The organism is Roseburia sp. (assembly GCF_041325975.1).
Taxonomy (GTDB): Bacteria; Bacillota; Clostridia; order Lachnospirales; family Lachnospiraceae; genus Roseburia; species Roseburia rectibacter.
Map to the genome: position 1 here is coordinate 691,698 of NZ_JBGLEJ010000004.1, position 13,590 is coordinate 705,287.

Consider the following 13,590-nt stretch of genomic DNA (forward strand, 5'->3'; position numbering starts at 1 on the left):
GTATGAAAAAAGCCACAATCCTGTAAAAAGAATTGTGGCAGTCAGCTGTTTTGTTCACTTTTTCTGCGCCGGTAGGGGCGCTTGGGAATGGGCGGTCTGTCCAACAGGTCATTTCCCTGAGAGAATGGCAGAGTTTGCAGAACACGGTCAATCTCTATAAATTCCATACCATGCTGGGAATGGCAATCCTCCCAGATTGCTTCCCGGATTTCCTTTACAGTACACATTTCAATCCTTTCCTTTCGCAGTAATGATTTGTTTATGAGTGGCGGCGGTGTTTTCCCGGTTTGAAATCGAGGATATGTCCCTCAATCACACGAGCGTAACGCTTGATCTTGATCTCCCGACGCTGCTGGCTTTGCAGGGCGGCCTGATACCCGTCCTCAGTCAAAAACAGTCGTATTTCCTCTCCGGGGTTACCGTAAGCTGTGCTGGGACGCAGGACGGAAAACTCAATCATCCAGCGGGTGTTATCCTGAAAACGCTCCACGGCAAGAATGTTGTGTCCTTTCAGCTCGCGGGCTGAAATATCCCTCATAGGCGGCTCCTTTCATCGTTCCTGATCTCTCTGGCGTTTTTTCTGCCACTGTTCCAGCAGCTTGATAATAGTTTCCTGCATCCGCTGGGGCGTGTAGCTCTTGGGAAAATATTTCCGCAGAGTGTCCGAGGTGAATGTCACCTTGTCCAGATCGCTTTTCTTTTCCTCTCCCATAATGGCCCGCATCACATCAATGGATAAATGTCCCTCCTGACTAAATTTCTTGAGCCGCTGAGCCTGGGAGAGAGAAGGGGTGGCCTGTTCGCTGTCCATTGCGTCCAAAAGCTGGGTCTGTTCCTCTTTTTTCAGGAACGACAGCTCATACGCCGGATTGAGAGCGATTTTTCGCTCATCCACCATATCCAGCAGTTCGGGAATTAGTTCGGTCAGGCGGATGTAGCGGAAAATCTGATTTTTACTCTGGCCTACCTGTTCAGCTAACAATTCGCTGGACTTCTTTCCAAAATCGTTCCCAACTTGGGAACAATTTTCTTTTGTTGGCCTACCAGCCTGCCGCTTCATAGCCTCCAGTTTCATGCGGTAGGCAAAGGCTCTTTCACTTGGGAGCAAGCTTTCTCGCTGCAAGTTGCTGTCAACCATAATGATCGTGGCGGCATCATCATCCAAATCCCGAACAATGACTGGCATGGTCTCCTTGCCTGCCAGCTCACTGGCTCTGTGCCGCCTGTGTCCGGCTACCAGCTCATAACCGCCCTCCGGGTCCGGTCGAGCAATCGCCGGAACCAGAACACCATACTGCTTGATACTGTCAGCGGTCTCCATCATGGCTTCGTCATCCTTGACTTTGAATGGGTGGTTCTTAAAGGGATGCAGTTCAGACAGCGGAATCTCCTGAATCTTTTCCAGCTTTGCATCCTGACGGCCTTCTTCGGTGGAGAACAGATCATCTACCGAGGCCAGCTCTATTTTTTTCGCGCTGCTTTTCAAGTTTCAACACCTCCTTCGTCAGATTTCGATACCCCTCTGCCACTTTGCCGCCAGGGTCATGGGCAAAAATGCTTTTTCCCTCGGCGCTAATTTCCTTTGCCCGGACAGAATGGGGAATCTCTGTGCCGAATACTTTGATCTTGCTGCCATAGGTCTCACGCAGGAGCGCGGAGATCTCTTTGGCAAAGTTGGTTCGGCTGTCCACCATCGTCAGCAGGATACCGTCTATCTGGAGCTTGGGGTTGATCTGCCGCTTTACCTTGTTTACCGTGGAGAGCAGCTGTTCCAACCCTTTGGCGGGCAGATACTCCGCCTGAACGGGAATGATGATCCTGTTCGCAGCGGCCAGCGCATTGACCGTGAGCATCCCCAGGGAGGGCTGACAGTCGATGAGAATATGGGAGTATTGCCCCTTCAGCGTGTCCAGATATTGCCGCAAGATAGTCTCACGGCTCATGGCATTTACCAGGGATACCTCCATACCGGATAACTGGATGTCCGCAGGCATCAGGTCAATGCCTTCCGCATGATGCAGAATACCTTCTCCAGTGCGTATAGGCTGATCCATCAGAATTTTGCCCATTGCATCGGACAATGTAAATGGCAACTTGTCCGGTTGCGGATTTCCCAGGCTGATTGTCAGGCTCCCTTGTGGGTCCCCGTCGATCAGAAGGACTTTCTTTCCGGCCTGCGCCAGCCCGATTCCCAAGTTGGCACAGGTCGTTGTCTTGCCAACGCCGCCTTTCTGGTTGGCAATGGCGATGATTTGCGTGTTCATTGACTTCACCTCATTTCTAATTATTGCTGTTGCTTCTGGAAATAGAAAAAGCCGCCACTTCAAAATTAACAGTGAAGTGACGGCTCTTTCTATCGCCGGAATACGAGTTCCTGAAATGAAAAAAGCACCCAGCATTTATACTGTGTGCTACATCAAATTCATATTCAATTATTCAAATTAGCTCAAACTATGCCAAACTGCCACAGCCAAAAAACGAGGGAAAGGAGGGCTGAAAAGCACCCCAAAAATCGGCTCTCGGTTAACCACTTTGGGAACCACTTCCCCCTCTTTTCGCCCTCTTTTTGGCCAGTTAACCACTTGCGGACCACTAAAAATTGGATGAAATCGGCTCTCGTTTTGCCAAATTTGGTCAAACCATATCAGCCCGTTTAGATATAGTAAAAGCCCGGAAAACCTTGATTTTCCGGGCTTTTTGAACCATTTTGATATAGTCTGAGCAGTCGATTATCGCTTGCTGAACTGCGGAGCGCGACGGGCTGCTTTGAGACCTGGTTTCTTACGCTCTTTCATACGAGGATCACGTGTTAAGAATCCTGCTTTCTTTAATACTGGTCTGTAGTCAGCGTCTACATTTAATAACGCACGAGCGATACCATGACGGATAGCTCCTGCCTGTCCTGTGTATCCACCACCACGAACGTTTACTAAAACGTCGAATTTATCAGCTGTCTCGGTAGCTGTTAAAGGCTGACGAACAACAACCTTTAATGTCTCTAATCCGAAATACTCATCCATATCTCTTTTATTGATGGTAACTTTACCTGTACCTGGTACTAAATATACTCTGGCAACAGATGATTTTCTTCTTCCTGTTCCGTAATACTTTGTATTAGCCACTGTTTTTTCCTCCTAATTAAAATGTTAAAGCTTCAGGTTTCTGAGCTGCATGCTTGTGATCCGGTCCAACGTATACGAATAATTTTGTATACATCTCTCTTCCTAAAGGTCCTTTTGGAAGCATGCCTTTTACTGCGTGCTCAATAACTCTTTCCGGATGTTTTGCTAACATTTCTTTTAAGGTAGTTTCTTTCATACCACCTACATAATCAGAGTGATTGTAGTAGATTTTCTGGTCTAATTTCTTACCAGTTACTTTAATCTTCTCAGCGTTAACAACGATTACATAATCACCTGTGTCGATGTGCGGTGTAAAGATTGCTTTATTCTTTCCTCTTAATACTTTAGCAACTTCAGATGCTAAACGTCCTAATGTCATACCTTCAGCGTCAACTACATACCATTTTCTATCAATGGTAGCTGGGCTAGCCATAAAAGTTTTCATTGATCTTCCTCCTAGAAATAATGTTACGGAACACCGCTGCAATGTGAATGTCCAGGACACACCGCTTGGTATTCAATAAATTGTTTATAGCTTAAATGTCGCTCCGGGGCTTTGGATTGACATTACTTCACTATCACAGACTTAAATAGTATAGTACACGACGCCTTGTGTGTCAAGTTTTTTTTGCCTTACTGCAAACTTTTTCCTGCCTATTTTATGATTTCAAACTTAAATTTATTACTGCTCCAGACATTATCCTTAAAATGAATTTCTATTGTTTTCCAGTCTGCCGGAACCTCATATCCTATTACACCATTCATTTTTTTTCCTGCTGCAATGGTTCCATCTAATTGATTTGCATCGTTTTTCTCCAAAAGAGCGTTCAGTGAATAGTTTAATGCGTAATCATCCGCATACGCTTCAAAACTTGCCATACTGCTTATATTTATTTCAGAATCAGAATTATTGGCAATCTCAAACTCTACCAGAACAAACTCATTTCCATCCGATGGTTTATTATACTCTGATCCACTATTCTGCGTATAGTTGACCATTGTAACCTGTACATCATTCATTTCCGCGGTTTCGCCAATGCCAAATATATCTTTCTCGCTATTCTCCTGTCCGGCAGATGTATCTTCTGTCATATTTTTTTCTGTATCTGTCTTATTATCCGTAGTATTCTGCACCGGATCATTCTCCACTTTTTTCGGTTTATCCTCTCCACCACCCGAAATTGCTGCAATAAGTGCAACCACGATCACAGCGATCACGATCCATTTACCGATGCCACCCTGTTTCTTTCTGCAGTTTGGGCATACCTTCGCGTCTTTTGGTATCTCCGTCTTGCAATACTTACATACCTTTGTTCCCTTTTCCATTTCAAATCCTCCTGTGTTTTGCGGAGCAAAATGCGACTGCCTTTGCAGGAGCAGAGGATTTTCCTCCTATGTTTTGCGGAGCAAAATGCGACTGCCTTTGCAGGAGCAGAGGATTTTCCTCCTATGTTTTGCGGAGCAAAATGCGACTGCCTTTGCAGGAGCAGAGGATTTTCCTCCTATGTTTTGCGGAGCAAAATGCGACTGCCTTTGCAGGAGCAGAGGATTTTCCTCCTGTGTTTTGCGAAGCAAAATCCGAACCCTTTGGTGAGGAGAGGATTTTCCTCCTGTGTTTTATATTATCCTACTTTATGCTACTTTATCCTACTTAGTGGTATATGTCAACCATTTATCGTATATATAAAATATAAAAGAAGAAATGAGGTTATCTATGAAACCATTAAAAAATAAAGTAAGCATTACACTTGATTCAGATGTTATCGAACAGTTAAAACTCCTCGCAGAACAGGATGACCGTTCTTTTTCCCAATACATCAATATGATATTAAAGGAATATCTGTCTCAACAGGATAAAAAGAAAGAAGCGTAAAACAGCTTCTGTCTTATGCTTCTCTCATCTTAACCATATTTATTTCGTTTTTGGTATGCTCTGTGCATACATTTTCTCTGTTCCTTTAAAATAATATCGCTTCTAAGGTTACACATATCACAGCTGCCGCAAAAATAAAAATAAATTCCGCAGCCACATAACCGATCAGTCTTATGATCCGTTTTTTGCTGTTTACAACCGGTATATTTCTCCGTATCCCCATATAGTCGCAGACAAAAAATATAAATACGATCTGTGACAGCCAGAGTACAAAACGTTCCAGTGTAAGCTCTTTAGCTGCGAGCGGCTGCCCCTTACTGCCACTCAATTCTAACGACCAGAAGAAATATGTAACAAATGCATACCCCAAAACAGAAACGATCATTTTCCACAGTTTTCCAGATTGAAAACCGGGTATTTTATAAAAAGGCGGCTTATGAATACTCACATTTTCCATATTGTAAGACGCACTCACTGCACTGCTTACAGCAGTTTCAAGTTCATCCACATTCTGATACCTGTCTTTTGGATTTAAATTGATGCATTTTAATACCACCGGTTTTAAACGCCCCTCCGTTATCCTTTCCAGAGGAAAACAACGCATGAGCATATAATTAAGCAGTACACCCATCGCATAAATATCAGTTCTCGCATCTGTCTGCCCGAATCCGAACTGCTCCGGTGCTGCATAGCCTTCCGTTCCCATCATAACGGTATCTTTTGACTTGCCCGGCTGGTAAATCCTTGCAATATCAAAATCAATCAGCTTTACTTTTCCCTCATTGGTGATGATCACATTCTCTGTTTTCAGATCTCTGCATATGACCGGCATTTTCGCATTATGTAAAGGATGAAGTGCCCTGCACAGACAGATTATGGCCTCTGCTGCTTCCCTCTCCGAAAAAAATTTTTCCCGCAGCATTTCTTCCAGATTTTTTCCGCTTAAATATTCCTCGATCACGATCAGATTCGTCTCTGTCTGGATACATTCATAAATTTCCGGTATATATGGATTCGGATTTTTCTTTAAAAAAAGATAAATCTCCTTCAAATCCGGTGCAACATACTTTCTTACACCAATGACACCATTTACTTTATTCCTTACGATATGTACTTTTTCATTCTCATTCAGCCTGCCAAGATCCACATATTCCGACAGACGGTATTCTTCCTCAAGCAGCATATGACTTTCCACCAGTTTCTTGCATTCATCTGTATAACACGCTATGATAGATGTCGGACAGTAAAACAACCTTACTCTTTTTGCCTGATGACATCTGTATAATCATATAAATGTATTTTATTATTTTTGGGACAACAATTCAAGGAGACCTTATGAAACAGCAAACGACAGACGAATTAATGAAACTTCTCACTTCCACCAAAAATACGGCTGAATTAAAACAATATACCGATACACTTCCGGAAATGGCAGCCGTCTCGACTTTTCCGGAATATCTGAACGAACAGATGATAGCCCACAATATAACCGCTGCAAATCTGATCGCCGCAGCCCAGATACAGCGCAATTACGGCTATCAGATCTTAGACGGCAGACGAAGTCCCTCCCGTGATAAGGTTATTTCTCTCTGCCTTGCGCTAAAGCTCGATCTTTTGGAAACGCAGCGTGCTCTCACGCTCACAAAAAACGGACAGCTCTATTCTAAAAGCAAACGTGACTCTATCCTCATTTTTGCCATAGAAAAAAAGCTGTCCGTGATCGATGCCAATGCCCTCTTAGAAGAATTAGGTGAGCCTTCTCTAAGCTGACTGACTTCAGCCGTATTTTAAAATATTCCGTTATCCTGCTTACTCAAACTCGATCCCCATCATCGTAAGTCCATGTGCCGGTGCCGTAGGTCCTGCCGCACTGCGGTCTTTTTTTGCAAGGATCTCTCCCACTTCATCCGGTGCAACCGCGCCACCGCCAACCTGCACTAACGTCCCTGCAATGATCCGTACCATATTATAAAGGAAACCATTCCCGGTCACACGGATCGTAATGATATCCCCATCTTTTTCCACATCACAGGCATAAATGGTACGCACCGTCGTTTTTACCTGTGCACCGATCGCACAGAAACTCTTAAAATCATGCTCGCCCACCAGATAAGATGCCGCCTTTTTCATTTTTTCCACATCCAGCGGATAATGGTAAAAATAAGTATCCAGCCGTCTTGTAGGCATACGGAATGTCCTGTTTAAGATGCGGTATTCGTAAGTCTTTCTGCTGTTCTGATAACGTGGATGCCAGCCATCCTCCACTTCACATGATCCCTGCACCACAATATCCTCCGGCAGTCTCTGATTCAGGGCAAATGCAATCTTATCTGCCGGCATCCTCGTGTTCGTATCAAATACCGCAATATTTCCAAGTGAGTGTACCCCGGAATCCGTCCGGCTTGCACCGCTCACCACGATCTCTTCCCCCAAAAGTTTCGAGAGATTTTTATTTAACACTTCCTCTATCGTGATGCCGTTCGGCTGCACCTGCCATCCTTTGTAATTTGTGCCGTCATACGCCACAACCATTTTTATACGCATACTGATCCTGTCCCCATTTCTAAACAGCCTGCCGTGTCTGCTTCCATAACTATCTATTTGTTTCTGTGGCACAAAGCTGCTTATATTTTGCAGCTTCATGCAACAAAATTTACTGCGGAAACGGTAAAAAGAATCTGCACAACAGAATAACCACAAAATATCCGATCACAAGCACATATGCCTTATGATCCACACCCGCATAACGCAGCGGTTTCATCTTGGTTCTGCCCTCACCGCCATTATAGCAGCGTGCCTCCATCGCCATCGCAAGGTCATCGGCGCGGCGGAACGCAGAAACAAACAACGGTACTAAAAGAGGAATCATATTTTTCACTCTCTGTAGCAGATTGCCGCTCTCAAAATCAGCACCTCTTGCCATCTGTGCTTTCATGATCTTGTCCGTCTCCTCGATGAGGATTGGAATAAAACGAAGTGCGATCGACATCATCATTGCGATCGCATGTACCGGAACACCGATTTTTGTCAAAGGCATCAATGATTTTTCCAGACCATCCGTAAGCTGGTTTGGCGTTGTTGTAAGTGTCATGATCGAAGTACCAAGAATCAGGTAAGTCAGCCGGATCGCCATCAGAATCGCATTCTGCGCACCTTCTGCTGTGATCTTAAAGATCCAGAAACTCACGATCGGTGTACCCGGTGTCAGGAAAAGATTAAAAGCCGCCGTGATCAGCATCAGCACCACGATTGCCTTTAATCCCTTTACCATAAACTTAAACGGAACCTTCGATGACTTAATGCAGAAGACCAAAAATACAGTCGCAACAAGTAATGCCGCAATCCCTTTAAAACAAAACAATGAAATAATATAAATAAATGTAGCAAACAGTTTTACGCGCGGGTCCAGTTTATGAATGACGGAATCCGCCGGATAATACTGGCCCAGTGTAATATCTCTTAACATCTTCTTCCTCCGAACCGTTACATATGAAAGTCTGTTTTTCCGGAATCAATCCCGGTCAGCGCCTCAAGCAGACACGCTCTCGCCTCTGCTACTGTCGTGGCATCTGTATCAACATTCAGACCTTTTTCCTTCAGTTCATGCATCAGGTAAGTCACCTGCGGTGCCGCAAGACCAACTGATTCAAGCTCCTTATAATGGCGGAACACTTCTTTCGGCGCGCCATCAAACATCACGCTTCCATGATTCATTACGATAATCCGCTCCACATATTTTGCGACATCCTCCATGCTGTGTGATACCAGAATAACCGTAATGCCCCGCTCCCTGTGCATCCGCTCCACAAGATCTAAAATTTCATCACGTCCTGCCGGATCAAGTCCTGCTGTCGGCTCATCTAGGATCAGTACTTCCGGCTTCATCGCAAGCACGCCCGCGATCGCAACACGACGTTTCTGTCCACCGGAAAGATCAAACGGAGACTGGTAATACAGTTCTTCCGGCAGTCCGACACTTCGCAGAGCCTCAAATGCCCTAAGTCCTGCCTCTTCTTTTGATAATCCCTGATTTTTCGGTCCAAAACACACATCATCAAAAATGGTTGTCTCAAACAACTGGTGCTCCGGATACTGGAATACCAGACCAACACGGTTTCTTAGCTCACGCAGATCAAAATCATCCTCATAAATATCCTGACCATGAAAATATATCGTTCCGGATGTGGCTTTCATCAGTCCGTTCAGATGCTGGATCAGAGTTGATTTACCGGAACCGGTATGCCCGATCACACCGATAAACTGTCCATCCTCGATTGTTAAGTTCACATCCTTTAACGCCTGAATCTGGTACGCAGTTCCCTCGCTGTATACATAATTCACTTTATCTAAAATAATTGACATGTTCATCCTCATTTCTTAGTCAATCTGTGCAATCCTAAGGATATGTCCGACCAGTTCTTCCCTCGTCAGCACGCCAAGCGGAATATCGAGTCCAGACTGTCTGAGCAAGTCCGCAAGGATCGTAACCTGCGGTACATCAAGCCTGTATTCTTTGAGTTTTCCGACCTGTGAAAAAATCTCACGCGGAGTTCCCTGCATGACAACTTTTCCCTTATCCATTACGATCACCTTATCAGCACCGACTACCTCTTCCATATAATGTGTGATCAGAATGATCGTGACACCCTTTTTCTCATTAAGTTCATGTGCAGTACGGATGACATCTGCTCTTCCGTTCGGATCAAGCATCGCCGTCGGCTCATCTAACACGATACATTTTGGCTCCATCGCAACAACGCCTGCGATCGCAACACGCTGTTTCTGTCCACCGGAGAGCTTATTCGGTGAATGATGGCGGTATTTTAACATGCCGACCGCCTTTAGGCTCTCCTCCACACGCTGCCAGATCTCATCTGTCGGCACACCGATATTTTCCGGTCCGAATCCGACATCCTCCTCTACTACGCTCGCAATGATCTGGTTGTCAGGATTCTGGAAAACCATTCCGGCGGTTTTTCGCACCGGAATGACATTTTCTTCTTTTGAAACATCCATGCCGTCCACAAAGAGACTTCCCTCGGACGGGGCTAACAGTGCATTGATATGCTTCGCAAGCGTAGATTTACCGGAACCGTTATGCCCTAAAATCGCAATAAAATCTCCCTGCTTCACATCCAGATCCACATGATCTAAGGCAGTCTGGATCGACTCTACGTTTCCCTCTTCATCACGTCTGATATACTCATGCACAAGCTGTTTTGCCTTAATAATTCCCATCTGTTTTTATCCTTCCCGTATCAGTCGTCCCAGCGCAGTCTGTGCAGTTCGCCCTGCAGCTTCATATGGTCAAACTGATTCTGTCTGAGTGCCTCATAGAGCACGATCGCAACGGAATTTGACAGGTTCAGTGAACGTGTCTCCCCGATCATCGGAATCCGCACACAGGTATCCGGATTTGCTTTTAAAATCTCCTCCGGAATCCCTGCGCTCTCTTTTCCAAACATAATATAGCAGTCCGGTTCGTAAGAAACCTCTGTGTAAACATGACGTCCTTTGGTCGTTGCCATATAAATCTTTGCGCCCGGATTTTTCTCACAGAAATCATCCCAGTTCACGTAAGTCGTCACATCAAGTTCACTCCAGTAATCCATTCCGGCACGTTTTATTGACTTTTCGTCAAGATGGAATCCCAGCGGCTCGATCAGATGGAGTCTTGTCCCTGTTGCAACACAGGTTCTTCCGATATTTCCTGTATTTGCCGGAATCTCCGGCTCGTATAATACAATATTTAACTTTGCCATAATACTCCTTATTTCTGCGTAGAAACAGGCAACAATGTGAATAGCAGCCTATTTTTCACTCTGTTTTCTCAGTCCCTGAATAAATGCTTCCATGCGATTCATCGCCTCTTTCAGATTCTCCAGTGAATATGCATAGGAAATGCGGATATATCCCTCTCCGCAGTCACCAAATGCAGTTCCAGGAACGACTGCAAGCTTCTCTGTATTTAAAAGCTTTGTTGCAAACTGCTCGGATGTCATGCCAAACTCACTGATGCATGGAAATACATAAAATGCACCAAATGGCTCGAAACAGGAAAGTCCCATTTCTTTAAAACGATGAAGCAGATAACGGCGTCTGCCATTATACTCCTCTCTCATCTGTGCCACATCTTCATCTCCGTTTTTGAGAGCCTCAACACCTGCATACTGGCTCGTAGACGGTGCACACATGATCGCAAACTGATGGATCTTTAACATCTGCCCGATGATCACACGCGGTCCGCATGCATATCCGAGACGCCAGCCTGTCATGGCATGTGATTTTGAAAATCCATTGATCACGATCGTCCGCTCCCACATGCCAGGTAAAGATGCGATCGTTACATGTTTTTCAAGATAAGTAAGCTCGGAATATATCTCATCACTCAGCACAAAAATATCGTGTTTTTTAATCACTTCCGCAATTTTCTCAAGATCGGATCTTTCCATGACCGCACCGGTCGGATTGTTTGGGAACGGAAGCACTAAAAGTTTTGTCTTCGGCGTGATCGCAGCCTCTAATTCCTCCGGTGTCAGACGGAACTCATTTTCTGCCTTTAACTCAATGATGACCGGCACTGCACCTGCTAAAATGGCACAAGGCACATAAGATACATAGCTTGGCTGCGGGATCAAAACCTCATCTCCCGGATCTAACATGGCACGCATAGCCGCATCGATCGCCTCACTGCCTCCGATCGTAACCATGATCTCATGATCCACGTCATAAGACACTCCGTAATGTCTGTTTAAATAGCGGTCGATTTCAATCTTTAAATCTTTTAAACCTGCATTTGAGGTATAATGTGTTTTTCCTTTTTCCAGGGAATAGATACCCTCGTCGCGGATATGCCACGGCGTATCAAAATCCGGTTCACCGACACCAAGGGAGATAGCGTCCTTCATCTCATGCACTACATCAAAAAACTTACGGATCCCGGACGGCTGAATCGTTGTGATTGTTTTATTTAACGGATCTCTCATATTACATCTCTATCCTTTCATCTTTTGCCGGTTCTGCCATAACGGTTCCGTGGTCTTTATATTTTTTCAGAATAAAGTTCGTCTTTGTGCTTAAAACAGAGTCAAGCGGTGAAAGTTTATCGGAGACAAACTGTGAAACCTCACGCAGTGTTTTTCCCTCGATCGTTACCATAAAATCAAAACCGCCTGAGATCAGATAAACAGAATTTACTTCCGGATAGTTGTAGATACGCTCTGCCACCTTGTCAAATCCCATTCCACGCTGTGGTGTGACACGCACTTCGATTAAGGCAGTTACCTTTTCAATGCCTGCCTTATCCCAGTCGATCAGGGTATGATATCCGCAGATGATATGCTCTTCTTCCATCTTTTGAAGCTCATTTACCACGGCAGCCTCATCCACGCCTAAAATAATTGCCAGTTCCTTTAAATCTATTCTGCTGTTCTTCTCTATAAACGTTAAAATCTTTTCGCGCATGATATCCTCCATAATTTGTACTCTTTTGAGCACTATCTTAATTTCTGACAATAGATTTTCCCGCTAAATGCACAATCTATTGTTATGATACTACCTTATATAATTCGTCCGTCTTAGGCGGTTCTAAAAACCGTCTCTCATCCTCATTTAATAGAATTCTGTCATTTCCGGCTGTTGCTTTTCCGATAATTGTTGCCGGTATTCCTGCTTTTTTCAGTTCATTTACCAGCAGATTGCCATCGGCTGCTGCCATCAGCATAGAACCGCTTGAGATCAGTTCATATGGGTTGATTCCGAAAAATTCACAGATCTCGATTGTTTCCTGACGAACGGGAATCTTTTTTAAATCGATTTCAAGTCCGACGCCAGATGCTTCTGCCATTTCCCAGAGTGCACCAAAGATACCGCCCTCTGTGACGTCATGCATAGCACTAACGCCAGACCGAACGGCGACTGCAGCCTCTGAAAGTACGGATAAATATACATCCAGTTTTTTTGCATTTTCAACAAATGGTGCAGAAAATCTCGTTAACAGTTCTTTTTCTTTTTCCTTTGCAATGATGGATGTTCCCTCGATCCCGATCCATTTTGTCACAAGGATATCCATTCCCGGTTTTGCCCCGCCGGTAGAGATCACACATCCGTCTTTTACTTTTCCAACACCACATACGGAAATGACCGGCTGATTTACAACTGCAGTGATCTCCGTATGACCGCCCATGACCTGCACACCTGCTTTCGCACATGCTGCCTCTACCTGCTGCATCATCTCTCTTAACTCCGGTTCCTCAACCTCTGGTGGAAGTAAGACCGTAAGCAGCACACCGACAGGCTCTGCTCCCGCACTGGCAAGATCATTTGCTGTGATCTGGATCGCAAGCGTACCGATATCCTGTGCCGTTCCTGTGATCGGATCTGTTGACATCACAAGTGTCTCATCCTCTGCCAGCTTGACCGCCGCGCAGTCCTCTCCCACACCGGCGCCTAAGACAACCTCCGGTCTTTTGGTATGTATCTGTTTAAATACGGAGCGTTTGAGCACATTCTCCGGTACTTTTCCAATCTTCATCGCAAACTCCATTCCTGTTTATAGTTATAGGCTGTCTCTTACGAGGCAGCCTCTTTTTGTTT

Annotated in this window: 18 protein-coding genes; 2 read left to right on the top strand and 16 right to left on the bottom strand. The window is 44.9% G+C overall.

What is annotated here, in order from left to right:
- Positions 1 to 41: 41 nt before the first annotated feature.
- The 7 genes from ACDD58_RS06545 to ACDD58_RS06575 form a co-directional block, all read right to left on the bottom strand.
- Positions 42 to 227 (bottom strand): hypothetical protein, encoded by a 186-nt coding sequence (locus tag ACDD58_RS06545; RefSeq protein ID WP_003525138.1) that lies wholly within the window; start codon positions 225 to 227, stop codon positions 42 to 44.
- A gap of 32 nt (positions 228 to 259) precedes the next feature.
- Positions 260 to 538 (bottom strand): DUF5720 family protein, encoded by a 279-nt coding sequence (locus tag ACDD58_RS06550; protein ID WP_370776501.1) that lies wholly within the window; start codon positions 536 to 538, stop codon positions 260 to 262.
- Positions 539 to 550: 12 nt separating this feature from the next.
- The gene (locus ACDD58_RS06555) at positions 551 to 1,486 is read right to left on the bottom strand and encodes a ParB/RepB/Spo0J family partition protein (RefSeq protein WP_003525136.1); all 936 of its coding nucleotides are present in this window, start codon (positions 1,484 to 1,486) and stop codon (positions 551 to 553) included.
- Positions 1,443 to 2,264 carry a ParA family protein gene (locus ACDD58_RS06560; protein WP_003525135.1) on the bottom strand — a complete coding sequence of 274 codons (822 nt, stop codon included), beginning with the start codon at positions 2,262 to 2,264 and terminating at the stop codon, positions 1,443 to 1,445. The genes ACDD58_RS06555 and ACDD58_RS06560 overlap by 44 nt, the downstream gene beginning before the upstream one ends.
- A 465-nt stretch (positions 2,265 to 2,729) precedes the next feature.
- Complete coding sequence (gene rpsI, locus ACDD58_RS06565) at positions 2,730 to 3,122, bottom strand: 30S ribosomal protein S9 (RefSeq protein WP_370776504.1); 393 nt, start codon at positions 3,120 to 3,122, stop codon at positions 2,730 to 2,732.
- 16 nt (positions 3,123 to 3,138) lie between these two features.
- The gene (rplM, locus tag ACDD58_RS06570) at positions 3,139 to 3,567 is read right to left on the bottom strand and encodes a 50S ribosomal protein L13 (RefSeq protein ID WP_117920026.1); all 429 of its coding nucleotides are present in this window, start codon (positions 3,565 to 3,567) and stop codon (positions 3,139 to 3,141) included.
- Positions 3,568 to 3,776: 209 nt separating this feature from the next.
- Entirely contained in the window at positions 3,777 to 4,448 is a 672-nt protein-coding gene (locus tag ACDD58_RS06575) for a DUF4352 domain-containing protein (RefSeq protein ID WP_117920024.1), read from the bottom strand.
- A gap of 376 nt (positions 4,449 to 4,824) precedes the next feature.
- Between ACDD58_RS06575 and ACDD58_RS06580 the strand changes: the two genes are divergently transcribed.
- Positions 4,825 to 4,995 (top strand): toxin-antitoxin system protein, encoded by a 171-nt coding sequence (locus tag ACDD58_RS06580; RefSeq protein WP_117920022.1) that lies wholly within the window; start codon positions 4,825 to 4,827, stop codon positions 4,993 to 4,995.
- A gap of 85 nt (positions 4,996 to 5,080) precedes the next feature.
- Here ACDD58_RS06580 and ACDD58_RS06585 read toward each other — a convergent pair whose 3' ends face one another.
- The gene (locus tag ACDD58_RS06585) at positions 5,081 to 6,178 is read right to left on the bottom strand and encodes a serine/threonine-protein kinase (protein ID WP_370776506.1); all 1,098 of its coding nucleotides are present in this window, start codon (positions 6,176 to 6,178) and stop codon (positions 5,081 to 5,083) included.
- Positions 6,179 to 6,330: 152 nt separating this feature from the next.
- Here ACDD58_RS06585 and ACDD58_RS06590 point away from each other — a divergent pair, with 152 nt between their 5' ends.
- Positions 6,331 to 6,765 (top strand): XRE family transcriptional regulator, encoded by a 435-nt coding sequence (locus ACDD58_RS06590; protein ID WP_118209896.1) that lies wholly within the window; start codon positions 6,331 to 6,333, stop codon positions 6,763 to 6,765.
- Positions 6,766 to 6,804: 39 nt separating this feature from the next.
- Here the strand turns inward: ACDD58_RS06590 and truA are convergent, their stop codons facing one another.
- The 8 genes from truA to ACDD58_RS06630 all read right to left on the bottom strand — a co-directional run bounded on the left by truA (position 6,805) and on the right by ACDD58_RS06630 (position 13,528).
- A complete protein-coding gene (gene truA, locus ACDD58_RS06595; protein WP_118209912.1) occupies positions 6,805 to 7,539 on the bottom strand; it encodes a tRNA pseudouridine(38-40) synthase TruA in 735 nt (244 codons plus the stop codon).
- A 109-nt stretch (positions 7,540 to 7,648) separates the two neighbouring features.
- The gene (locus tag ACDD58_RS06600) at positions 7,649 to 8,461 is read right to left on the bottom strand and encodes an energy-coupling factor transporter transmembrane protein EcfT (protein ID WP_117920018.1); all 813 of its coding nucleotides are present in this window, start codon (positions 8,459 to 8,461) and stop codon (positions 7,649 to 7,651) included.
- A gap of 17 nt (positions 8,462 to 8,478) precedes the next feature.
- A complete protein-coding gene (locus tag ACDD58_RS06605) occupies positions 8,479 to 9,357 on the bottom strand; it encodes an energy-coupling factor transporter ATPase (RefSeq protein ID WP_186899346.1) in 879 nt (292 codons plus the stop codon).
- A gap of 15 nt (positions 9,358 to 9,372) precedes the next feature.
- On the bottom strand, positions 9,373 to 10,233 hold the full coding sequence (locus tag ACDD58_RS06610; RefSeq protein ID WP_117920014.1) for an energy-coupling factor transporter ATPase: 861 nt from the start codon (positions 10,231 to 10,233) through the stop codon (positions 9,373 to 9,375).
- 20 nt (positions 10,234 to 10,253) lie between these two features.
- Complete coding sequence (locus ACDD58_RS06615) at positions 10,254 to 10,757, bottom strand: tRNA (cytidine(34)-2'-O)-methyltransferase (protein ID WP_015522173.1); 504 nt, start codon at positions 10,755 to 10,757, stop codon at positions 10,254 to 10,256.
- A gap of 48 nt (positions 10,758 to 10,805) precedes the next feature.
- A complete protein-coding gene (locus ACDD58_RS06620; protein ID WP_117920012.1) occupies positions 10,806 to 11,981 on the bottom strand; it encodes a pyridoxal phosphate-dependent aminotransferase in 1,176 nt (391 codons plus the stop codon).
- A 1-nt stretch (position 11,982) separates the two neighbouring features.
- A complete protein-coding gene (locus ACDD58_RS06625) occupies positions 11,983 to 12,459 on the bottom strand; it encodes an Lrp/AsnC family transcriptional regulator (RefSeq protein WP_117920010.1) in 477 nt (158 codons plus the stop codon).
- Positions 12,460 to 12,541: 82 nt separating this feature from the next.
- Positions 12,542 to 13,528: an AIR synthase family protein gene (locus ACDD58_RS06630; protein ID WP_370776509.1), complete on the bottom strand. Its 987-nt coding sequence runs from the start codon at positions 13,526 to 13,528 to the stop codon at positions 12,542 to 12,544.
- Positions 13,529 to 13,590 lie beyond the last annotated feature (62 nt).